Annotated in this window: 16 protein-coding genes; 15 read left to right on the plus strand and 1 reads right to left on the minus strand. The window is 66.1% G+C overall.

The window, feature by feature from the left end:
• The first annotated feature begins 12 nt into the window (after nt 1-12).
• From AC07PE_RS16415 to AC07PE_RS16460, 10 genes are read left to right on the plus strand one after another with little or no spacing between them, the layout of a single operon-like run.
• The gene (locus tag AC07PE_RS16415; protein WP_498766310.1) at nt 13-987 is read left to right on the plus strand and encodes an XrtA-associated tyrosine autokinase; all 975 of its coding nucleotides are present in this window, start codon (nt 13-15) and stop codon (nt 985-987) included.
• Nucleotides 968-2,551, plus strand: coding sequence for a TIGR03016 family PEP-CTERM system-associated outer membrane protein (locus tag AC07PE_RS16420; protein WP_498766312.1), 1,584 nt, complete (start codon nt 968-970; stop codon nt 2,549-2,551). The genes AC07PE_RS16415 and AC07PE_RS16420 overlap by 20 nt, the downstream gene beginning before the upstream one ends.
• A 12-nt stretch (nt 2,552-2,563) precedes the next feature.
• Nucleotides 2,564-3,619, plus strand: a complete 1,056-nt coding sequence (locus AC07PE_RS16425; protein ID WP_498766314.1) for an XrtA/PEP-CTERM system-associated ATPase — start codon at nt 2,564-2,566, stop codon at nt 3,617-3,619.
• Nucleotides 3,616-4,500: an XrtA system polysaccharide deacetylase gene (locus AC07PE_RS16430; protein ID WP_498766316.1), complete on the plus strand. Its 885-nt coding sequence runs from the start codon at nt 3,616-3,618 to the stop codon at nt 4,498-4,500. The genes AC07PE_RS16425 and AC07PE_RS16430 overlap by 4 nt, the downstream gene beginning before the upstream one ends.
• Nucleotides 4,497-5,606: a FemAB family XrtA/PEP-CTERM system-associated protein gene (locus AC07PE_RS16435; protein WP_498766318.1), complete on the plus strand. Its 1,110-nt coding sequence runs from the start codon at nt 4,497-4,499 to the stop codon at nt 5,604-5,606. The genes AC07PE_RS16430 and AC07PE_RS16435 overlap by 4 nt, the downstream gene beginning before the upstream one ends.
• Before the next feature lie 2 nt (nt 5,607-5,608).
• Entirely contained in the window at nt 5,609-6,811 is a 1,203-nt protein-coding gene (locus AC07PE_RS16440) for a TIGR03087 family PEP-CTERM/XrtA system glycosyltransferase (RefSeq protein WP_498766319.1), read from the plus strand.
• Nucleotides 6,802-8,358, plus strand: coding sequence for an exosortase A (gene xrtA, locus AC07PE_RS16445; protein WP_498766321.1), 1,557 nt, complete (start codon nt 6,802-6,804; stop codon nt 8,356-8,358). The genes AC07PE_RS16440 and xrtA overlap by 10 nt, the downstream gene beginning before the upstream one ends.
• Nucleotides 8,355-9,566 carry a TIGR03088 family PEP-CTERM/XrtA system glycosyltransferase gene (locus AC07PE_RS16450; protein ID WP_498766323.1) on the plus strand — a complete coding sequence of 404 codons (1,212 nt, stop codon included), beginning with the start codon at nt 8,355-8,357 and terminating at the stop codon, nt 9,564-9,566. Before xrtA ends, AC07PE_RS16450 begins: the two co-directional genes overlap by 4 nt.
• Nucleotides 9,554-11,449 (plus strand): XrtA/PEP-CTERM system amidotransferase, encoded by a 1,896-nt coding sequence (locus tag AC07PE_RS16455; RefSeq protein ID WP_498766325.1) that lies wholly within the window; start codon nt 9,554-9,556, stop codon nt 11,447-11,449. The genes AC07PE_RS16450 and AC07PE_RS16455 overlap by 13 nt, the downstream gene beginning before the upstream one ends.
• A gap of 13 nt (nt 11,450-11,462) precedes the next feature.
• Nucleotides 11,463-12,497 (plus strand): GNAT family N-acetyltransferase, encoded by a 1,035-nt coding sequence (locus tag AC07PE_RS16460; RefSeq protein WP_498766327.1) that lies wholly within the window; start codon nt 11,463-11,465, stop codon nt 12,495-12,497.
• Nucleotides 12,498-12,545: 48 nt separating this feature from the next.
• On the opposite strand, the gene AC07PE_RS16465 is transcribed toward AC07PE_RS16460, so the two are convergent.
• Nucleotides 12,546-13,916 carry a UDP-glucose dehydrogenase family protein gene (locus AC07PE_RS16465; RefSeq protein WP_498766329.1) on the minus strand — a complete coding sequence of 457 codons (1,371 nt, stop codon included), beginning with the start codon at nt 13,914-13,916 and terminating at the stop codon, nt 12,546-12,548.
• Nucleotides 13,917-14,204: 288 nt separating this feature from the next.
• Between AC07PE_RS16465 and AC07PE_RS16470 the strand changes: the two genes are divergently transcribed.
• From AC07PE_RS16470 to AC07PE_RS16490, 5 genes are read left to right on the plus strand one after another with little or no spacing between them, the layout of a single operon-like run.
• The gene (locus AC07PE_RS16470; RefSeq protein WP_498766331.1) at nt 14,205-15,380 is read left to right on the plus strand and encodes a glycosyltransferase family 4 protein; all 1,176 of its coding nucleotides are present in this window, start codon (nt 14,205-14,207) and stop codon (nt 15,378-15,380) included.
• Nucleotides 15,381-16,538 (plus strand): glycosyltransferase family 4 protein, encoded by a 1,158-nt coding sequence (locus AC07PE_RS16475; protein ID WP_498766333.1) that lies wholly within the window; start codon nt 15,381-15,383, stop codon nt 16,536-16,538.
• Nucleotides 16,531-17,838, plus strand: coding sequence for a putative O-glycosylation ligase, exosortase A system-associated (locus tag AC07PE_RS16480; RefSeq protein WP_498766335.1), 1,308 nt, complete (start codon nt 16,531-16,533; stop codon nt 17,836-17,838). Before AC07PE_RS16475 ends, AC07PE_RS16480 begins: the two co-directional genes overlap by 8 nt.
• Nucleotides 17,835-18,815: a polysaccharide deacetylase family protein gene (locus AC07PE_RS16485; RefSeq protein WP_498766337.1), complete on the plus strand. Its 981-nt coding sequence runs from the start codon at nt 17,835-17,837 to the stop codon at nt 18,813-18,815. The genes AC07PE_RS16480 and AC07PE_RS16485 overlap by 4 nt, the downstream gene beginning before the upstream one ends.
• A 26-nt stretch (nt 18,816-18,841) precedes the next feature.
• A complete protein-coding gene (locus tag AC07PE_RS16490; protein WP_498766339.1) occupies nt 18,842-21,337 on the plus strand; it encodes an oligosaccharide flippase family protein in 2,496 nt (831 codons plus the stop codon).

The following is a 21,337-nucleotide window of genomic DNA, read 5'->3' on the forward strand; positions in this document are numbered from 1 at the left end:
AAGGAGTACCACGTGAGCATCATTGAAAAAGCAGCCAGCCGCATCGACCGGCAGCGCAGCGCCGCCACGGCCATCCCTGCCAGCCCCGTCGAGGCGAGCGTCGCCCACGCCGTGCTGGCCGACAGCCCGGCCGTGGCCGAAGCCGTCATCCACGACGCGGTCATCCACGACACCGTTGTCCATGAGACCGTGCATGCGATCCCGGCCGCGCCGGCCGCCCCGGCCATCGGCAGCGAGCAGCCGGCAATGCCGAAATTCAGCACCCGCCGCATCGAACTGGACCTGGCGCGCATGCGCGAACTGGGGATGGTCACCGCAGCCGGCGGCCGTACGCCCCTGCTCGAAGACTTCCGTATCATCAAGCGTCCGCTGCTGCAGCGCGCCTTCGGCGAGCGCTTACCGACCGGCAAGCCTGGCAACCTGATCATGGTTACCAGCTCGCTGCCGGGCGAAGGCAAGACCTATACCGCGATCAACCTGGCGATGAGCATCGCCATGGAACTCGACCACACTGTGCTGCTGGTGGACGCCGACGTGGCCCGCCCCTCGGTCCTGCGCACGCTCGGCCTGCCGAACCAGCGCGGCCTGATGGACATCCTGGTCGACGACAAGCTCGACATGGCGGACGTCATGCTGCGCACCAACGTCGATACCCTGTCGATCCTGCCGGCCGGCACCAGTACCCCGCGCGCGACCGAACTGCTGGCCAGCTCGACCATGACTAATCTGGTCAACGAAATCGCCAACCGCTACCCGGACCGCGTCGTCATCTTCGATTCACCGCCGCTGCTGCTGACCAGCGAATCGCGGGAGCTGGCCTCGCACATGGGCCAGATCGTGATGGTGGTCGAAGCCCAGACCACGACCCAGCACGCGGTCAAGGAAGCGCTGAGCCAGATCGAAGGCTTCAACAACGTCAATCTCATTTATAACAAGACCAGGGACCTCCCCGGCATCGAAGAGACGTATGACTATCACTACGGCTAAACTGCCGCTCAAGGCGCTGCGGCTGACGCCGTTCGCCCTCGCGGCATTGATGCTGTCGGCCGAGTGCCGTGCGGACTGGAAATTCACGCCGACCATCGGCGTCTCCGAAACCTATAGCGACAACCCGGGCTTGCAGCGCGACCAGGAAGCCCATGGCCAGTGGATCGCCGAATCGACCCCGGGCTTCACGCTGGTCAGCCGTTCGCGCCGCTTGCGCCTGGCAGCCTCCGGCGAATGGCATTTCTATGCCTATGACGAAAAGAACCTGCCGAACACGCACTCGCGCGAACGCCGCTATTCGGCGAATGCGCAGGCTTTGCTGATCGAGAACCTGCTGACCCTGGAAACCCGCGCGAGCGGTGCCAGGCAGGCGATTTCGGCCTTCGGGCCGCGCTTCACGACGCCCTACTCGACCTTCAACAGCACCGACGTCCAGTCGTGGAGCATCAGCCCGATCCTGCAGCACCGCTTCGGCAGCGTGGCCGACCTGCGGGCCCAGCTGACGCGCGACGGCGTCAAGACCGATGGCCAGAACCAGACCTCCGCCTTCGGCAACAGCTTCTCGACCGCCGGCTCCTTCACCCTGAACAGCAGGCAGAGCACGAATCCGCTCGGCTGGACGCTGCAGTACTCGCGCCAGGACATGGAGACCGAGCGCTTCGGCGCCTCACGCTCGACGAATGCATCGGCAACGCTGCACTACCGCCTCAGCCGCACCTGGACCGTGCTCGGCACGGGGGGCTACGACAGCTACGAATACTCGGCCTCGCACGACCTTAACGCCGGCCGCAGCCTCACCGCCGGTTTCACCTGGACGCCGACCACCCGCACCAGCGTCGACGCCAGGTTCGGGCACAGCTATCTCGGCAAGACCGGTTCGCTACAGGCGGTGCAGCGCAACCGCCACCTGGTCTCGCGCGTCAGCTACACCGACCAGGTGACGACCAGCCGCTCGCAATTCCTGCTGCCCGCGGCGATCGACACCGCGGCCATGCTCGACCAGCTGTTCAGCGCCACGATCGCCGATCCGGTCCTGCGCGCCCAGGCGGTCCAGAACTACCTCGCCGCCACCGGCCTGCCGCCGACCCTGGCCGACTCGGTGAACTACCTGAGCAACCGCTTCATGCGCGAGAAGCGCCTGCAGGCGGGCTACATCTACACCATGCCGCACAGCAGCGTGAGCCTGTCGGTGTACAAGTCGGAACGCGTCGGCCTGACGACGCAGCAGAGCGACAGCGAACTGCTGGGAAGCCAGCTGGGTTCACTGAACGACAATGTGCGCCAGAAGGGCATCCAGGCTGGCTTCGACTACCGCCTGTCGCCGCGGACCAGCGCCAATCTGCTGGTGACGGGCAGCCGCGCCCTGTCGCTCACGACCGGCATCGAATCGCCAAATCACCAGATCAGCCTGGGCCTGACGCGCCAGTTCGACCGCAAGACCCGCGGCAGCCTCGAGCTGCGCCACGTCCATGGGCCGAGCGGCGCCCTGATCAACAGCGCGGGCGCAGCCCCTGCCGGCTACAACGAGAACGCCCTGGCGGCGACGCTAGCCGTCCAGCTTTAATTCGGAGCAGCGATGTACGAGACCTTTTACGGATTTTCCGCCAAACCCTTCCAGCTGCGCCCGGACCCGCACTTCTTCTTCGGCAGCAAGGGCCACAAGCGCGCCATGGCCTACCTCGAGTACGGCCTGTCGCAGGGCGAGGGCTTCATCATCGTCACCGGCGAGGTTGGTGCGGGCAAGACCACCTTGGTACGCAACCTGTTCAACCGCCTGCCTTCGGACCAGATCGTGGCGGCGCACATCGTCAACACCCACCTGGATCCGGACGACACCCTGCGCATGGTGGTGTCGGCCTTCGGCCTGCCGTACGAAGGCGCGAGCAAGACCGACCTGCTGACCCGCCTGGAAAAATTCCTGTGCGACGTCGACCACCAGGGCAAGCGCGCCCTGCTGGTCATCGACGAAGCCCAGAACCTGTCGGCGCGCACGGTCGAAGAGCTGCGCATGCTGTCGAACTTCCAGACCGACGACAAGTCGCTGCTGCAGACCTTCCTGCTCGGCCAGCCCGAATTCCGCGCCACCCTGCACAGCCCCGGCATGCAGCAGCTGCGCCAGCGCGTGATCGCCAGCTACCACCTGGGCCCGATGGACGCGCAGGAAACCCGCGCCTACATCGAGCACCGCCTGGCCACCGTGGGCTGGAACGGCGACCCTGCTTTCGATGACGGCGCCCATGCCGCCATCTACGCCTACAGCGGCGGCATCCCGCGCAAAGTGAATACGCTGATGGACCGCGTGCTGCTGATGGGCTACCTGGAAGAGATGCACGCCTTCACCGAAGACGACATCAACACCGTCATCAGCGACATCAGCGAAGAATTCCAGCTGCCCGAGGGACAGACCGCACCGGCGCCGGAAGCGCTGCCGGGCGCCAGCCTGGGCAGCCTGCCGCAGGAGCTGCGCACGCTCGACCAGCGCGTCGGCGAACGCCGCGTCGCCAGCGTCGAGGTGCTGGACGAACGCATGATGCGTCTTGAAAAATCGATCGTTTCCGTACTGTCGATCCTGAAGAAGATCGTCGCCACGCCCCAGGGGGCGGTAACCCAGCCGATGGACAACCAAGAATGAACATGTACGAACTCGCCCCACGCCGCCTGCCGGCGCCGGGGGAACGCATCCGCAACGCGATGACCTGCGACGTCGAGGACTACTTCCAGGTCTCGGCCTTCGCTCCCTACATCGACCGTGCCAGCTGGCCCAGCCGCGAGTGCCGCGTCGAGGCCAACATGGACCGCATCCTGGCCCTGTTCGAGCGCAATGGCGTCCACGCCACCTTCTTCACGCTGGGCTGGATCGCCGAGCGCTATCCGCAGGTGGTGCGCCGCATCGTCGCCGGCGGCCACGAGCTGGCCAGCCACGGCTACGGCCACCTGCGCGCCTCCGACCAGACCCGCGACGAATTCGCCAACGACATCCGCTCGAGCAAAGCGCTGCTGGAAGACATCGGCGGCCAGGCGGTAATCGGCTACCGCGCCCCCAGCTTCTCGATCGGCCGCGCCAACCTGTGGGCGCTGGACGAGCTGCTGGAAGCCGGCTACCGCTACAGCTCCAGCATCTACCCGATCGCGCACGACCACTACGGCATGCCGGAAGCGCCGCGCTTCGCGTTCTATCCGAACGGCCCGGACGGCCTGCTGGAAGTGCCGATCACCACGGTGCAGATGATGGGACGTAACCTGCCGGCCGGCGGCGGCGGCTACTTCCGCCTGCTGCCCTACGCGCTGTCGCGCTGGATGATGGCCAAGGTCAACCGCGACGACCGCCAGCCCTCGCTGTTCTACTTCCACCCGTGGGAAATCGACACCCAGCAGCCGCGTCCCGAAGGCCTCGACGCCAAGTCGCGCTTCCGCCACTACATCAACATCGACCGGATGGAAGCCCGCATCGAAGCCCTGGCGCGCGATTTCGCCTGGGACCGCATGGACCGCATTTTTCTGAATCAAGCATGAACTCGATCATCGAAGCAGCAGTAGTAAAGCGCGCGGCGCCCGCATCCGACCCGACGGTTGCTGCCGGCCCGCTCACCTTGCACCTGATGCAGCCGCAGGACCGCAGCCGCTGGGACGCCTTCGTCCGCGCCTGCCCGGAAGCGACCTTCTTCCACCTGTCCGGCTGGCAGCAGGTGATCGAAGCCTCGTTCGGCATCAAGACCTGGTTCTATTACGTGCAGCAGGACGGCGCGATCCAGGGCGTGCTGCCGCTGGCCGAGATCAAGAGCCGCCTGTTCGGGCACTCGCTGGGCGCGATGCCCTTCTGCGTCTACGGCGGTCCGGCTGTGACCAATGAGGCTGCGCGCGCCGTGCTGGACCAGGCCGCGCACGAGCTGGCGCAAAAGCTGGGCGTCGGCCACCTGGAATACCGCGGCATGCAGCGCTTCCACCCGGATGACGCCAGCTGGCACACCAAGGAACTGTACGTCACCTTCCGCAAGGAGATCTCGGCCGACGACGAGACCAACCTGAACGCCATCCCGCGCAAGCAGCGCGCGATGGTCCGCAAGGGCATCAAGCTGGGCCTGAAGGGCGTGGTCGAGGACAACGTCGACCGCATGTTCGAAGCCTATGCACACAGCGTGCACCGTCTCGGCACCCCGGTGTTCCCGAAAAAATACTTCGCCCTGCTGCAGAAGACCTTCGGCGACGAGTGCGAGGTGCGCACCATCCTCACCGAGAACGACGAACTGGTGGGATCGGTGCTGTCCTTCTACTGGCGCGACGAGGTCGTGCCCTACTACGGCGGCGGCATGGACATCGCGCGCAACGTGGCCGGCAACGACTTCATGTACTGGAACCTGATGCAGGCAGCGGCCGCGCGCGGCTGCCGGATCTTCGACTTCGGCCGCAGCAAGCTGGGCACCGGCGCCTACGACTTCAAGAAGAACTGGGGTTTCACGGCCGAGCACCTGCCCTACGAGTACAAGCTGTATGGCGCCACCGCCCTGCCGGACAACAACCCGCTGAACCCGAAATACCAGCTGTTCATCAAGATGTGGAAGAAGCTGCCGCTGCCGGTGGCGAATTTCATGGGTCCTTACATCGTCCGCAACCTGGGCTAATCGTGGAAGACCTGCTCCTGCTGATCCACCGGATCCCCTACCCGCCGAACAAAGGCGACAAGATCCGTTCGTACCACCTGCTCAAGCACCTGGCGAAGCACTACCGCGTGCACCTGGCGACCTTCGTGGACGATCCCGACGACTGGCAGTACGTGCCGCACGTCGAGGCACTGTGCGCAAGCAGCCATTTCGCCCGCATGAACCCGCTGGCCGCGCGCATCAAGAGCCTGAGCGCGCTGCTGAAGAACCGTTCGCTCTCGCTCGAATACTACCGTGACGCCGGCATGACGCGCTGGGTGCGCGATACCGTGGCCGCGCACGGCATCGAGCGCGTGCTGGTGTTCTCGTCGGCGATGGCGCAGTACGCTGACCCCTACCGCCAGGCGCGCCGCGTGGTCGACTTCTGCGACGTCGACTCGGATAAATGGCGCCAGTACGCGGACAAGAAATCCGCGCCCTTCAGCTGGCTGTACCGCTACGAGGCGAACCAGCTGCTGCGCTACGAGCGCCAGGTGGCGCGCGACTACGACGCCTCGCTGTTCGTGTCGGCGCCCGAGGCCGACCTGTTCCGCCAGCTGGCCCCGGAAAGCACCGCCAAGATCGGCCACTTCAACAACGGCGTCGACACCGACTACTTCTCGCCCGAGCAGGCCTACACCAGCCCCTACGCGGCCGGCGAACGCGCGCTGGTGTTCACCGGCGCGATGGATTACTGGCCCAACGTCGACGCGGTGCAGTGGTTTGCCCAGGACGTCTTCCCGCAGCTGCGCGAGCGCTTCGCCGATCTGCGCTTCTACATCGTCGGCGCCCGCCCGGCGCCGGGCGTAACGGCCCTGGCCAGCCAGCCCGGCGTGGTGGTGACCGGCACCGTGCCGGACGTCCGCCCGTATATCGCGCATGCGGCAGTGGCCGTGGCGCCGCTGCGCATCGCCCGCGGCATCCAGAACAAGGTGCTGGAAGCGATGGCGATGGCGCGCGCGGTGGTGGTCTCGCCGCAGGCCCTGGAAGGCATCGAGGCCGAACCCGGCAGCGAACTGGTGCTGGCCGAAGACGCCTCCGCTTTCGTCGACGCCGTCGCCACCCTGCTGGCCGGCCAGGCCAGCGCCGCGGACGCCATCGGCCAGGCCGCGCGCGCCAGGGTCCAGCGCCGCTACAGCTGGTCGAGCAACCTCGCATGCATCGGGGAGAACCTGGAATGTTCCTGAATCCGCCGCCCGGCGTCGCCCACGCCGCCACCCCGGCCGCGCCCCCGCTGGCGCGTTCGTCCATCGTCCTGATCGCGCTGGCCCTGCTGGCGCCGTTCGCCCTGTATTTCGGCACCGCGCGCTCGATCGTCTCGATCTGGAACAGCTCCGAGACCTTCGCCCACGGCTACGTGATCCTGCCGATCAGCCTGTGGCTGATCTGGCGCCGCCGTGCTAATTTCAGCCTCTATCCGCCCAAGCCCTGGGCCCCGGCGCTGGTGCTGCTGGCGCTGCTCGGCGCCGGCTGGCTGGCGTCCCAGCTGGGCGAGGTGCAGGTGGTCTCGCAATACACCTTCGTCGCCATGCTCCCGGTGGCGGCGCTGGCCCTGTTCGGGCCGCGCCTGGCCGGCTCGCTCGCGTTCCCGCTGCTGTTCCTGCTGTTCGCGGTGCCCTTCGGCGAAATCTTCGTGGCGCCGCTGATCCAGTTCACCGCCGACTTCACGGTGGCCGCGGTGCGCGCCACCGGCATCCCGGTGCTGCGCAGCGGCACCCGCTTCGAGCTGCCGACCGGGAACTGGTCGGTGGTCGAGGCCTGCAGCGGCGTGCGTTACCTGATCTCCTCGATCACGCTGGGCTGCCTGTACGCTTATCTCACCTACCGCTCGATGACGCGGCGGGTCCTGTTCATCGGCCTGTCGGTCGTGGTGCCGATCATCGCCAACGGCCTGCGCGCCTACATGATCGTAATGATCGGCCACCTGTCCGGCATGGAGCTGGCCACCGGCGTTGACCACCTGATCTACGGCTGGCTGTTCTTCGGCCTGGTGATGTTCATCATGTTCTGGATCGGCAGCTACTGGCGCGAAGACACCGAGGCGCCCGCCGTAGCCGGCCCCGGCGCGGCAGCGGATACGCGCGCTGCCGCCAGCGCCGGGCGCGGCATCCCGACCATGGCTGCTTGCGTCATCCTGGCGGCGGCCCTGTGGCCGGCGCTGGCGCTGTACGGTGAGCGCAGCAACCAGAATCCGCTGCCGGTCGCGTTCAAGGACGTTCCCGTGAGCTGGCCCGCAGCGCCGGAATTCGCCGACTGGAAGCCCGACTACATGGCGCCCGACGCCAGCCTGCACCGCAGCTACCAGGCCGGCGCCACGCCGGTGGCGCTGACGGTGCTGTACTACCGCAACCAGGACCGCCAGAAATCCCTGATCAGCTCCATCAACCGCCTGGCCGGCTACAAGGACAGCTGGCATGCGGTCGAGTCGGCAACCCGCAGCGAAAACTTCGCGGGCCAGGCACTGGCGCTGCACGAAACCATCCTGCGCAAGCCGGGCGGGAACATCATGGTCTGGTCCTGGATGTGGATCGGCGGCCATTACACCAGCAGCGACATCGCCGGCAAGCTGTGGCAGGCCGGCGCCAAGGCGATGCTGCGCGGCGACGACGGCGCGGCCATCATGCTGTCGGCGCCGGCGGACGATCCGGCCCAGGCGCGCGCGGCGCTGCGCCGCTTCGTGCAGGAACAGGGCCCGGCGCTGGACCGCGCACTCTCGGCGGAACGCGGCCGATGAACGCCTACGTGCCCGGACTGGCGCCGGCCGGCGTCGACAGCCGTCCGCTGGTCGTGCACCTGGTGCACTCGCTCAGCATCGGCGGCATGGAAGTGCTGCTGGTCGACTGCATCAACCGCATGCCGGCCGCGTCCTACCGCCACGCCGTGGTGTGCCTGACGCACTACACCAGCTTCGCCGACAACATCACCCGCGCGGACGTCGAACTCTACGCGCTGGGCAAGCCGCCCGGGCTGGGCCTTGCGACCCACGTAAAATTCTGGCAGCTGATGCGGCGCCTGCGCCCGACCGTGCTGCACACCTACAACCTGTCGGCGCTCGAGTATGCGTTCACCGCCACCATGGCCGGCGTGCCGGTGCGGGTGCACGCGGAGCACGGACGCGACGCCAGCGACCCGCAAGGCCTGAACCCGAAGCATAATTTCCTGCGCCGTCGCCTGGTGCCTTTCGTGGACCGCTTCGTGCCCGTCTCCGACGACCTCGAACGCTGGCTGGGCGATGTCGTGCGCGTCCCGCGCGCCAAGACCCTGTTCATCAAGAACGGCGTCGATACCGACAAGTTCGCACCCGGCGGCGCGCCTTCGCCCGATTCGCCGTGGGCGCCGGACGACTTCGTGATCGGCACCGTGGCCCGAGTGCAGGACGTCAAGAATCACGCCTGCCTGGTCGAGGCCTTCGCGCGCCTGCGCGTGCTGCTGCCGGACCTGGCGCCCAGGCTCAAACTGTCCATCGTCGGCGACGGCCCGCTGCTGCCGGCGGTGCGGCGCCAGGTGGAACAACTCGGCCTGCAGGACGCCGTCTGGCTGCCCGGCGCGCGCGCCGACATCAAGGCCCTGCTGCATTCGTTCTCGCTGTTCGCGCTGCCCTCGCTGGCCGAAGGCACGCCGGTATCGCTGCTGGAAGCGATGGCCAGCGGCCTGCCGGTGGTGGCCTCGCGCGTCGGCGGCATACCCGAAGTGGTGGCCGACGGCGAGCACGGGCTGCTGGTGCCGGCAAACGACGCCGATGCGCTGGCGCAGGCGCTGGCCCGCTATGCGCGCGATCCCGCACTGGGCCGGCAGCACGGCCGCGCCGGGCGCGCGCGCGTCGAGGAGCGTTTCAGCATGCGCGCCATGCTGGCATCCTACGGCGACCTGTACGACGGCCTGTGCCGCCGGAAGGCGCCGGTTTCATCTTCAAGCAAGAAAGCAAAATCATGTGCGGAATAGTCGGCATCTTTGACACCAGGGGCAACCGGGAAATCGACCGCGAAGCGCTGCGGCGCATGAACGAGAGCCAGCATCACCGCGGCCCCGACGAGGGCGAGCTGTACACGGAAAAAGGCCTGGGCATGGGCCACCGCCGCCTGTCGGTGATCGACGTCGCGACCGGCCAGCAGCCGCTCGTGAACGCGGCGCGCGATACCGTCATCGTGTTCAACGGCGAAATCTATAACTACCGCGCGCTGCGCGACGAGCTGATCGCCCTCGGCCACGTGTTCCAGACCAAGTCCGATACCGAGGTCGTGCTGCAGTCCTGGATCGCCTGGGGCGCCGACTGCGTGCGCCGCCTGCGCGGCATGTTCGCCTTCGGCATCTGGGACCGCCGCCAGCAGACCATGTTCCTGGCGCGCGACCACGTCGGCGTCAAGCCGATGTTTTATTCTCTGCTGCCGGGCGGCCTGTTCGTGTTTGGTTCCGAGCTCAAGTCGATCATGACCTTCCCGGAACTGTCGCGCCAGATCAACCCGCGCGCGGTCGAGGATTATTTCGCCTACGGTTACGTGCCGGAACCGAACACCATCTTCCACAACGCCTACAAACTCAGCCCGGGCCACTGCATCCTGCTGAAAGTGGGCGACCGCGAGGTGCGTCCGCAGCGCTACTGGGACCTGCCGTTCAAGCCGGCGCCGCAACGCCCGGAAGCTGAGGTCGAACAGGAACTGATCGCGCGCCTGCGCGAAGCGGTGCAGAGCCAGATGGAATCCGAAGTGCCGCTCGGCGCCTTCCTGTCCGGCGGCGTCGATTCGAGCGCGGTGGTGGCGATGATGGCCCAGGAAGACCGCGATCCGGTCACCACCTGCTCGATCGGCTTCGACGACCCCGACTTCGACGAGACCCGCTATGCCGACGCGGTGGCGCAGCGCTACCGTACCAGGCACCATGCCCAGATCGTCGACAAGGACGACTACGGCCTGATCGACACCCTGGCCCACCTGTACGACGAACCCTTCGCCGACAGCTCGGCGATCCCGACCTACCGCGTGTGCCAGCTGGCGCGCCGCCACGTGACGGTGGCGCTGTCGGGCGACGGCGGCGACGAGAACTTCGCCGGCTACCGGCGCTACCGCTATGCGATGGCCGAGCACAGCGTGCGTTCGCGCGTCCCCGAGGCGATCCGCAAACCCTTGTTCGGCGCCCTGGGCAGCATCTATCCGAAGGCCGACTGGGCGCCGCGCATGTTCCGCGCCAAGACCACCTTCGAAGCGCTGGCGCGCGACCTGGTCGAGGGCTACTTCCACGGCGTGTCCATCATGCCGGACCGCGTACGCGACCAGCTGTTCAGCGACGGTTTCCGCACCGACCTGCAGGGCTACCGCGCGGTCGAGGCGATGCGCGCCCACGCCAAAAACGCGCCGACCGACGATCCGCTGTCGCTGATCCAGTACGTCGACTTCAAGACCTACCTGCCGGGCGACATCCTGACCAAGGTCGACCGCGCCAGCATGGCGCATTCGCTCGAAGTGCGCGTGCCGCTGCTGGACCACACCTTCCTCGAATGGGCATCGAGCCTGCCGCCGGACCTGAAGCTGCGCGGCGGCGAAGGCAAGTACATCCTCAAGAAGGCGCTCGAGCCGCATCTGCCGCACGACATCATGTACCGCGCCAAGAAGGGCTTTTCGATCCCGGTGGCGGACTGGCTGCGCGGTCCGCTGCGCGAAGCGGTGCGCAAATCGGTGCTCAGCCCGCGCATGTTCGATACCGGCATCTTCAACCGGCGCTTCCTGGAGCAGATGGTGTCGCAGCACGAATCCGGCACGGCGGACTACAGCGCGCCGCTGTGGTCGCTGATGATGTTCGAGGCCTTCCTGCGGGTCAGCCTGGAGTCCTGAGATGAGAGATACCATGACCAGAATTCGCGACGCCTGCGTGAAAGACGCTGCTAGCCTCACACAGGATGAAATCGCGGCGTGGGAGCGCTTCTCGACAACGCAACCCCAGCATGCGTCGCCGTTCCAGAGCGTGCATTTTGCCCGCGCAATCGCTGACGCAGGTGCGGATGCCCGCGTCTGCATCATGCGCGACGATGGCGACATCGTGGCATTCTTTCCCTTCCTGTATCCGAGCGCCCGTCACCAGCGTTGGAAGGTGGCGGACCGCGTCGGCGGCGAGCTGACCGACTCGTTCGGCATTATCGCCTCGTCCGGTTTCAGGACCTCGCCACAAGAGCTGCTGAAGCTTGCCGGGATCAACTACCTGAACTTCTCGCACCTGGAAGAACCGCAGCTGCAGTACGGCCTGACCGGCGAGCAGCCGCGCATCGGCCTGCGCGCCCACCTCGACGTCAACGCAGTGCCGGCCCTCCACTCGGTCAGTTCGGTCACCAAGCACTACCTGAAAGACAGCGCGAAGCGCCAGCGCAAGATTTGCGAGGAAGTCGGTCCCCTGAACTTCACGTTCGACGTACGCGAGGACCGGCTGCCAGCGCTCGAGCGTCTCATCGGACAGAAGCGGGCCCAATATCAGTCCAGCGGCGTCCCGGACGCCCTGCAGGACACGTGGAAGCGAAAGGCTCTGGCCAATCTGCTGGGCTATGAGTTCGATACCTGCAAGGGCGTGCTGTCGACGCTGTACGCTGGCGACCAATGGATCGCATCGCACTACGGGATCATGGGCAACGGTATTCTTACCCTGTGGTTCCCGGTGTATAACCCGGAATTTTCCAAGTATTCGCCTGGACGCCTGCTGCTGCACCATATCGTGGAATCCTGCCGTGAACACGGCTTCTACACGCTCGACCGCGGCGAAGGCGATACCCCGCGCAAGCGCGAGATCGCGAACGAGGAATATCAGCTGTATCGGGGAGTGTGGCAGAACGGATCAGGTACGAGCAGGCTGGTGCACATCCGAAACCGCATCAAGTGGAAATTCGGTCTTTGAGGCCGCTCGGCGTTGCCGGCTCTGCAAAGGCCGGCAACGCCTTCGTCATTAGGCGACGGCGTCGTGGCGTGCACGGCGGCCGATGCCCTCGTAGTGCAGGCCGGCTGCCGTCACCAGCTCCGGCGAATAGATATTGCGGCCGTCAAACACCACGCGCGCGCGTAGCGTCTGCGCCAGCGCGCCGAAGTCTGGCGAACGGAATTCCTTCCATTCGGTCATCAGCACCAGCGCGTCGGCGCCCTGCGCCGCGTCATTGGCCGCGGTGACGATGCGCAGCTGGTCGGCGCAACGCTGCGGGCCATGTTCGGCCAGCAGCACGCGGCTGGCTTCTTCGGTCGCCACCGGGTCGTAGGCCACGATCTTGGCACCCGCGGCCATCAGCGCGCGAATTAGCACAAGGCTCGGGGCTTCGCGCATGTCGTCGGTATTGGGCTTGAACGACAGTCCCCACAGTGCGATCGTGCGGCCCTGGAGCTGATCGGCGCCGCCGAAGAAGCGGCATAGCTTGGTGAACAGGATATCCTTCTGCGCTTCGTTGACCGCCTCGGTGGCTTCCAGGAGGTGCAGGGTCTGGCCGTGCTCAGAAGCTGTCTTGACCAGCGCCTTGACGTCTTTCGGGAAGCATGAACCGCCGTAGCCGGTGCCGGCATACAGGAAATGCGGGCCGATGCGCGGGTCCATGCCCATGCCCATGCGGACCGCTTCGATGTCGGCCCCCAGCACTTCGGCCAGGTTGGCAACTTCGTTCATGAAGCTGATGCGGGTGGCCAGCATGGCATTGCAGGCGTATTTGGTCAGTTCGGCGCTGCGCACGTCCATCTCGACCAGCTTCTCGTGATTGCGATTGAACGGCGTGTAGAGCTGGCGCATGAGCTTGGTGGCGGACGGGCTGTCGCTGCCGATCACGATCCGGTCCGGGCGGGTGAAGTCTTCGATCGCCGCACCTTCCTTCAGGAATTCCGGATTGCTGACCACCGAGAATTCGACCGCCACGCCGCGCTTGTCCAGTTCCGACGCGATCGCAGCCCTGACCTTTACGGCGGTGCCGACCGGGACGGTCGACTTGTCGACCACCACCAGCGGACGCTCCATGCGCGCGCCGATGCTGCGCGCCGCCGACAGGATGTGGGTCAGGTCGGCGCTGCTGTCCTCGTCCGGCGGGGTGCCGACCGCCAGGAAAATCACGTCGGCGTGCGCCACCGCTTCATCGTAGCTGGTGGAAAACAACAGACGGCCGGCGGCGGCGTTGCGCGCAACCAACGAGTCGAGTCCAGGTTCATGGATCGGAATGCCGCCATTGTTGAGCATGGCGATCTTGCGCTCGTCCACGTCCAGGCACAGTACGGTGTTGCCGACGTCGGCAAAGCAAGCTCCCGACACCAGGCCTACATAGCCGGTGCCGATAATCGAAATTTTCATATGAGATCCAGGCCTTCGAGAGGAAGCAGGAGCCTTGACAAGGAATAAGACGGTGCCAAGGATTGGTTGAGTTAGCGAAAGACTATCAGCTGCATAGAAATTTTGCAAACAAGCATCTTCTATCGTGCGTTGTAAAAAAAAATAAATTTAAAACAACTATTGCTCGCACGAAACAGTGCGAAATTTTAATTTTTCTACGGTAAGATGCTGTTTTACTTTTGATATCTGGCACAATCGGCACTTGTGCTGCGTGGTTGATATCAGCAGTCCGCCCCGCTTTGGCTCGACATGAAATTACTTACCTTCAGCACACTGTTTCCAAATTCGCAACAACCGAATCACGGCTTGTTCGTGGAAACCCGACTGCGTTATCTGGTCGCCAGTGGTGAAGTGCAATCGCGCGTCGTCGCGCCCATCCCCTGGTTCCCGCTGGCCCATCCGCGCTTCGGCCAATACGCGAAATACGCCGCCGTGCCGGCGCGCGCCGAGCGCAACGGCCTGCAGGTCGAGCACCCGCGCTACCTGGCGCTGCCGCGGGTCGGCATGAACGTCGCACCGCTGCTGATGGCGCGCGCGGCCCGTTCGACCATCGGCCGCATCCTCGACGAAGGCTACGACTTCGACGCCATCGACGCCCATTATTTCTATCCGGACGGCGTGGCCGCGGTCATTCTCGGCAAGTACTTCAACAAGCCGGTGGTGGTGACGGCCCGCGGCAGCGACATCAACCTGCTGCCGCGCTACCGCATCCCGCGCAAGTTCATCCTGTGGGCGGCGGAAAACGCGCGCGCCGTGATCACCGTCTGCAGCTATCTGAAGGACGAGATGGTGGGCCTGGGCGCCCGCGCCGACCGCATCGTCCCGCTGCGCAACGGCGTCGACCTGCAGCGCTTCTCGCTGCTCGACAAGGACGCCGCGCGCGCCGCGCTGGGCCTGGACAGCTTCACCCTGCTGTCGGTCGGCCAGCTGGTGCCGCACAAGGGCCACGACATCGCGATCCGCGCGCTGCCCCAGCTGCCGGACGTGAAGCTGCTGGTGGCGGGCAGCGGCCCGGACCGCGAGCGCCTGGAAAACCTGGCGCGCGAGCTCGGCGTGGCCGAACGCGTGCGCCTAGTCGGCCCGGTCCCGCAGACCGAACTGCGCAACTATTACAACGCGGCCGACCTGCTGGTGCTGGCGTCCGAACGCGAAGGCTGGGCCAACGTGCTGCTCGAATCCATGGCCTGCGGCACGCCGGTGGTGGCCAGCGCGGTCTGCGGCACGCCGGAAGTGGTGACCCAGCCCGAGGCCGGGCGCCTGATGCTTGACCGTACCCCGGGCAGCCTGGTCGAAGCGGTGCGCCTGCTGCGCGCCGCCAGCCCCGAACGCAGCGCCACCCGCCACTACGCCGAACGCTTCAGCTGGGACGACACGACCCAGGGTCAGATCGATTTGTTCCGAAACATCATCATGGGGCAGAATTAAGTGCGCATTCTTTATCACCACCGTACGCGGTCCAAGGACGGCCAATACGTCCATATCGAAGAGATGATCCATGCGCTGCGCAAGCAGGGCCACGAGGTGATCATCGTGGCGCCGCCGAGCGCCGAGACGGAATCCTTCGGCTCCGACGCCGGTGCGGTCGCACTGCTCAAGCGCTGGCTGCCCAAGTGGTTCTACGAGCTGATGGAGCTGGGCTATTCGGCGGTGGCCTACCGCCGCCTGGCCAAGGCGATCCGCGAACACAAGCCGGACTGCATCTACGAGCGCTACAACCTGTTCCTGCCGGCCGGGATCTGGGCCGCGCACCGCTACAAGCTGCCGCTGCTGCTCGAAGTGAATGCGCCGATCCTGGAAGAACGCAGCCGCTACGATGGCCTGTCGCTGACCCGGCTGGCGCGCTGGTCGCAAGCCTACGCCTGGCGCAACGCCGACGTCACACTGCCGGTCACCCAGGTGCTGGGCGACATCGTGGCGTCCTATGGCGTCGACCCCAAGCGCATCGTGGTGATCCCGAACGGCATCAACGGCGAGCGCTTCGAATCGGCGCCGGACGTCGAGGCGGCCAAGCGCGCCCTCGGCCTGGAAGGCCGCCTGGTGCTGGGCTTCACCGGCTTCGTGCGCGACTGGCACGGCCTGGACAAGGTGCTGAATCTGATCGCCAACGACCCGCCGGCCTCGCGTCGTCACCTGCTGGTGGTCGGCGACGGCCCGGCCCGGCCCAACCTGGAACGCCAGGCGCGCGAGCTGGGCATCGAGAACCGCGTGACCTTCACCGGCATCGTCGGCCGCGACGACGTCGCGCGCCACGTGGCCGCCTTCGACATCGCGCTGCAGCCGGCGGTGGTGGCCTACGCTTCGCCGCTCAAGCTGTTCGAATACCTCGCGCTGGGCAAGGCCATCGTCGGCCCGGCCCAGCCGAACATCGAAGAGATCCTGCGCCCGGATTACAACGCCGTGCTGTTCGACCCAGCCAGCACCCAGTCGCTGACCGAAGCGGTGGACCGCTTGTGCAGCGACCATACCCTGCGCGAAAAAGTTGCCGCCAATGCGCGCCAGACCATCGTCGAGCAGAAACTGACTTGGCACGAAAACGCCCTGCGCGTCGTCAACCTGTTTGGGGGCTTGCTGCGCCGTGCGTGACGCGCTCATCTTCCTGATCGTATTCGGCTCGCTGCCGCTGGTCTTCAAGCGGCCGGCCGTCGGCGCCATGGTCTATGCCTGGCTCAGCCTAATGAATCCCCATCGACTGACCTATGGCGCGGCCTACGACTTCCCGTTTGCCGCCATGATCGCCGTCGCTACGCTGAGCAGCCTGCTGGCGTCCAAACAGCGCAAGGACATTCCGGTCAACAGTTTCACGGTCACTCTGCTGGTTTTTGCCGCCTGGACGACCCTGACCAGCTTCTTCGCGCTCGAGCCGACTTTCGTGTGGGGCGAGTGGACCCGGGTCATGAAGACTTTCGGCATGCTGTTCCTGACGATGGTGGCCGTGCGCACCGAACGCGACATCAAAGAGCTGGTATGGGTCACGGCCATGTCGCTCGGCTTCTATGGCTTCAAGGGCGGCATGTACACCGTCATGTCCGGCGGCAGCGGCCACGTGTTCGGTCCGGAGGACAGCTACATCACGGACAACAATGCGCTGGCGCTGGCGCTGATCACAGCCTTGCCGATCATCTGGTACCTGCAGCAGCAGGCGACCAAGCGCATCATGCGAATCGGCCTGTTTGGACTGGCTGCCGCCACGCTCATCGCGGCGGCCGGCTCCTATTCGCGCGGCGCGCTGCTGGCCGGCGGCGCCATGCTGGTCTTCCTGTGGCTCAAAAGCCGGACCAAGATCCGGACCGGCCTGGCGCTGCTGCTGATCGCCCCGCTGGTCTATCTGATCATGCCGCCGCAGTGGTTCGGCCGCATGGAAACGATCGACGACTATCATGCCGACGCGTCGGCGCTGGGCCGCATCAATGCTTGGGGCTTCGCCATGAATGTTGCGAAGAGCAACATCATGGGCGGCGGCTTCCATGCCTTCTCGCCGCGCATGTTCTTTGTCTACGCGCCGGAGCCGAACAACCATCATGCAGCCCACAGCATTTACTTCCAGGTGCTCGGCGAGCACGGCTTCATCGGCCTGACAATCTTCGTGATCCTCATGGTCTGCGCATGGCGCAACGGCAGCCGCATCATCAAGATGTGCAAGACACGCCCGGAATGGCGCTGGGCTTCCGACTTGGCCGCGATGAGCCAGGTCAGCATGATCGGTTTCGCAGTGGGCGGCGCATTCCTGACGCTGGCCTACTACGACCTGATCTACTACATCGTCGGTACGCTCGCCGTGGTCGAACGGCTGCTGAAAGAACGCCTGGCACCGGAGCGCAAGACCGCGCCCGCAGGCGCCGGCAGAACGATCACAGGACCGCTGATCCCCAAGGAAACTGCATGAAGGTTTATCATCCGTCGATGGGCGTCGGATCGCGCCTGGTCCGCTTCGTCGGCAACCGCCTGACACAGCGCGGTTCGGGACAGGGACGCCTATGCATCCTGAACTACCACCGGGTGCTGGAAAGTGCCGATCCCCTATTGGCCGCCGAGCCCGATGTGGCGGCGTTCCGCTGGCAGATGAAAGTATTGGCCGACTGCTTCAACGTGCTGCCGCTCGACGAAGCACTGGACGCCCTCGCCAGCGGCAAGGTCCCGCCGCGCGCTGTCTGCATCACCTTCGACGACGGCTACCGTTCGACCCACGACCTAGCCATGCCGGTCCTGCGCGAGTTCGGCTTCCCGGCGACCGTGTTCGTCACCACCGGCTATCTTGGTTCGGGCAGCATGTGGAATGACCGCATCCTCGAGTCATTACGCACGATGGACACCGAACGGCTCGACCTGAGCGACGCCGGCCTTGGCAGCTACCCGGTCGGCACCATGGCCGAGCGGCGCGAATCGGTGGCCTTGCTGACCGAGCGCGCCAAATACCTGGCGCCCACGTTGCGCCAGGAACTGGTAGATCGCCTCGACCGCCAGGTCGCCACCCGGGACACCGGGCCGATGCTGACCGAAGACATGATCCGCAATATGGCCCGGCAGGGTATGGAGATCGGCGCGCATACGATCTCGCATCCGATCCTGTCCAAGCTGGACAACGAGAGCGCCCGCTTCGAAATCGCCGAGAGCAAGCGCCAGCTGGAAGCCATCACCGGCAAGCCGGTGCGCTATTTCGCCTACCCGAACGGCAAACCCGGCATCGACTTCCACGACCGCCACATGGCGATGGCGCGCGAAGCCGGGTTCGCCGCAGCCTTTTCCACGGCCATGGGCGCCGCGGGGACCCAGCACGACCGCTTCGCGCTGCCGCGAAGCCGGCCTTGGGACACCACCCGCCCATTTTATATTTCCCGCATGTTGTACTGGCTGGCACGCTAAGCACAATGAACACCATAACCAACACAATGACCGGCCGCAAAGCCATCGGCATTTCGTTTGCCACGCAGTACGTCGAGATGGTCATCCAGTTCGCCTCGGTAATGGTACTGGCACGTATCCTGTCGCCGTCCGAAATCGGCACCTTCTCGCTGGCGGCGATGCTGATGACGATGCTGCACGTCTTCCGCGACTTCGGCGTCGTCCAATACGTCATCCAGGAACGCGACCTGACCTTCGCCAAGCTGCAGTCGACCATGGGGGTGGCGATCCTCCTCGCGCTGTTCGCCGGCGCGGTGCTGTTCGGCCTCAGCGGCCCGGTATCGCGCTTCTACAGCAACCCGGAGCTGCGCAACGTGATGCTGGTGATGTCGGCCAGCTTCGCGATTTCGCCTTTCGGTTCAGTGGTGCTGAGTGTCATGCGCCGCGAGAACCAGCTCACCGCGATCTTCTGCGTCAAGACCGTCAGCGCGCTGTGCCATGTATCGGTGGCGATCGGCCTGGCGCTGCACGGCGCCGGCGCGATCAGCCTGGCCTGGGCCAACTTTGCCGGCATCCTCGCCTTCGGTGTGGTTGGCAACCTGCTGCGCCCCGCTAACGTGCCGTGGACGCCGCGCTTCACGAACATGCGTGCGATCCTGTCCTTCGGCGGCATCAGCAGCATGGGCAACCTGGCGAACATTGCCGGCGCCAGTTCACCTGAACTCATCGTCGGCAAGGTAATGAACATGGCGGCGGTCGGCTATTTCAGCCGCGCGACGGGGCTGGTACAGCTGTTCACGCGCCTGATCGCGAACGCGCTCACGCCGCTGACCCTGCCCTACTTCGCGCAAGTGCGGCGCGAGGGCCAGCCCCTGGCGCAGCCCTACCTGCTGGCGGTCAGCCAGCTGACCGCGGTCGCCTGGCCGTTCTTCAGCGTGCTGCTGGTGCTGGCCTACCCGGTCACGCGCGCCCTCTACGGCGCCCAGTGGGACGCCTCGGTGCCGGTCGCGCGCCTGATGTGCGTATCCGGCGCCATCGCCGCCGTCGGCCTGTTCGCCACCCAGGCCATGGTCGCTACCGGCAATGTGCGCAGCTCGACCCTGTGCAACCTGATCGTGCAGCCGCTGCGCATTGTCGGTGCGCTGGCCGCCGCGCGCTACGGCCTGTTGGCGATCGCCGCCGTCCTGCTGGTGGTCGAATGCCTGGCGCTGGGCGTCACCTGCTGGTTCCTGAGCCGCACGGTCGATGTCCAGCCGTCCCGCATCCTGCGCGCCTGCGCCGCGAGCGCCGTCATTACCGTCTGCTCGGTGGCGGTGCCTCTGCTGGTCTGGCTGGCCGGCAGCGACCAGCCCTCGCATACCTGGAGCGGCCTGCTCACCGGCGGCCTGGGCGCCCTGCTGGGCTGGATCGGCGGCCTGGCGCTGACCCGCCATCCGCTGGCGGCGCACGTGCTGCCTCTAGTCGGCCTGGGCTCGGCAACCGGCCCGGTCACACCGGCCGAGAACCTCAAGCGGATGGCCTACCGTACCGGGCTACTGGGCGCCTGGCACCGCCTGCGCAACCGCGACAACCTGACCGTCGCCATGTTCCACCGGGTGCTGCCGGCCACCGATCCGCGCTATCCCGGCGCCGATCCGGAATGGACCATGACGCCGGCATCGTTCGCGCAGTGCCTCGAATTCTTCCGCCGCCACTACAACGTCGTCAGCGCCGGGCAGGTGTTTGCGGCCATGCGCGGCGAAGCGGCGCTGCCGCCGCGCAGCCTGCTGATCACCTTCGACGACGGCTGGGCCGACACCGCCGAATTCGCGCAGCCGGTCCTCGACCGCTTCGGCATGCAGTCCCTCGTATTCGTCGCCGGCAGTGCAATCGACCGCTACCAGCCTTTCTGGGAAGAGCACGTGTTCTCCTTCCTCGCCACCCAGTCCGGCGCGCTGACGCAGCTCCAGCAGGCCCTGGCGCAGCAGGGTATGGAGCCGCTCGACATCGACTCGGGCCGCAGCTGCGACGAAGCGACGATCCGCACCGTGATCCGCCAGCTGGGCCAGCGCGAACGCGGCGCCGTGCTGGCGCTGGCCGCCGCGCTGCCGGGCGACGATCCGGTGCCGGCCATGATGAACACGGCGCAGTTGCGTGCGCTGGCCGGCGCCGGTCACGCGATCGGCGGGCACGGCATGACCCACCAGCCGCTGACCCGCGTCGCCGACCTGGAACAGGAAATGCAAGCGGCCCAGCGCACCGTCGCCCAGCTGCTGCAGAGTGGCGTCGTCGAGTCGATGTCGATGCCGCACGGGGCCTGCTCGGCGGACGTAATCCGCGAAAGCCGGCAGGCCGGCTACCGTTACCTGTTCAACAGCGAATCGCATCTGAACCGTCTGGCCGGCGTCTCGGCCGCGGCGCCGCTCGGCCCGATCGGCCGCATCCATATTCCCGAGCGCGAAATCTCGGGCAATTTCGGACGCGTCGAGCCGGCCCTGCTGGCAACCTGGCTGTTCCTGCGCCCCGCCAAACCGGTCCTGTCCTACGTCCCGGACAGCCAATGA

This window comes from Telluria sp. GW821-FHT07G12 (genome assembly GCF_059418525.1).

What these genes read in the sequence shown, in the direction of transcription:
- xrtA (WP_498766321.1), top strand. Translation starts at nt 6,802, where the DNA reads ATGTTCCTGAATCCGCCGCCCGGCGTCGCCCACGCCGCCACCCCGGCC.
- AC07PE_RS16460 (WP_498766327.1), top strand. Translation starts at nt 11,463, where the DNA reads ATGACCAGAATTCGCGACGCCTGCGTGAAAGACGCTGCTAGCCTCACA.
- AC07PE_RS16435 (WP_498766318.1), top strand. Translation starts at nt 4,497, where the DNA reads ATGAACTCGATCATCGAAGCAGCAGTAGTAAAGCGCGCGGCGCCCGCA.
- AC07PE_RS16450 (WP_498766323.1), top strand. Translation starts at nt 8,355, where the DNA reads ATGAACGCCTACGTGCCCGGACTGGCGCCGGCCGGCGTCGACAGCCGT.
- AC07PE_RS16420 (WP_498766312.1), top strand. Translation starts at nt 968, where the DNA reads ATGACTATCACTACGGCTAAACTGCCGCTCAAGGCGCTGCGGCTGACG.
- AC07PE_RS16455 (WP_498766325.1), top strand. Translation starts at nt 9,554, where the DNA reads ATGTGCGGAATAGTCGGCATCTTTGACACCAGGGGCAACCGGGAAATC.
- AC07PE_RS16470 (WP_498766331.1), top strand. Translation starts at nt 14,205, where the DNA reads ATGAAATTACTTACCTTCAGCACACTGTTTCCAAATTCGCAACAACCG.
- AC07PE_RS16490 (WP_498766339.1), top strand. Translation starts at nt 18,842, where the DNA reads ATGACCGGCCGCAAAGCCATCGGCATTTCGTTTGCCACGCAGTACGTC.
- AC07PE_RS16430 (WP_498766316.1), top strand. Translation starts at nt 3,616, where the DNA reads ATGAACATGTACGAACTCGCCCCACGCCGCCTGCCGGCGCCGGGGGAA.
- AC07PE_RS16465 (WP_498766329.1), bottom strand. Translation starts at nt 13,916, where the DNA reads ATGAAAATTTCGATTATCGGCACCGGCTATGTAGGCCTGGTGTCGGGA.
- AC07PE_RS16425 (WP_498766314.1), top strand. Translation starts at nt 2,564, where the DNA reads ATGTACGAGACCTTTTACGGATTTTCCGCCAAACCCTTCCAGCTGCGC.
- AC07PE_RS16485 (WP_498766337.1), top strand. Translation starts at nt 17,835, where the DNA reads ATGAAGGTTTATCATCCGTCGATGGGCGTCGGATCGCGCCTGGTCCGC.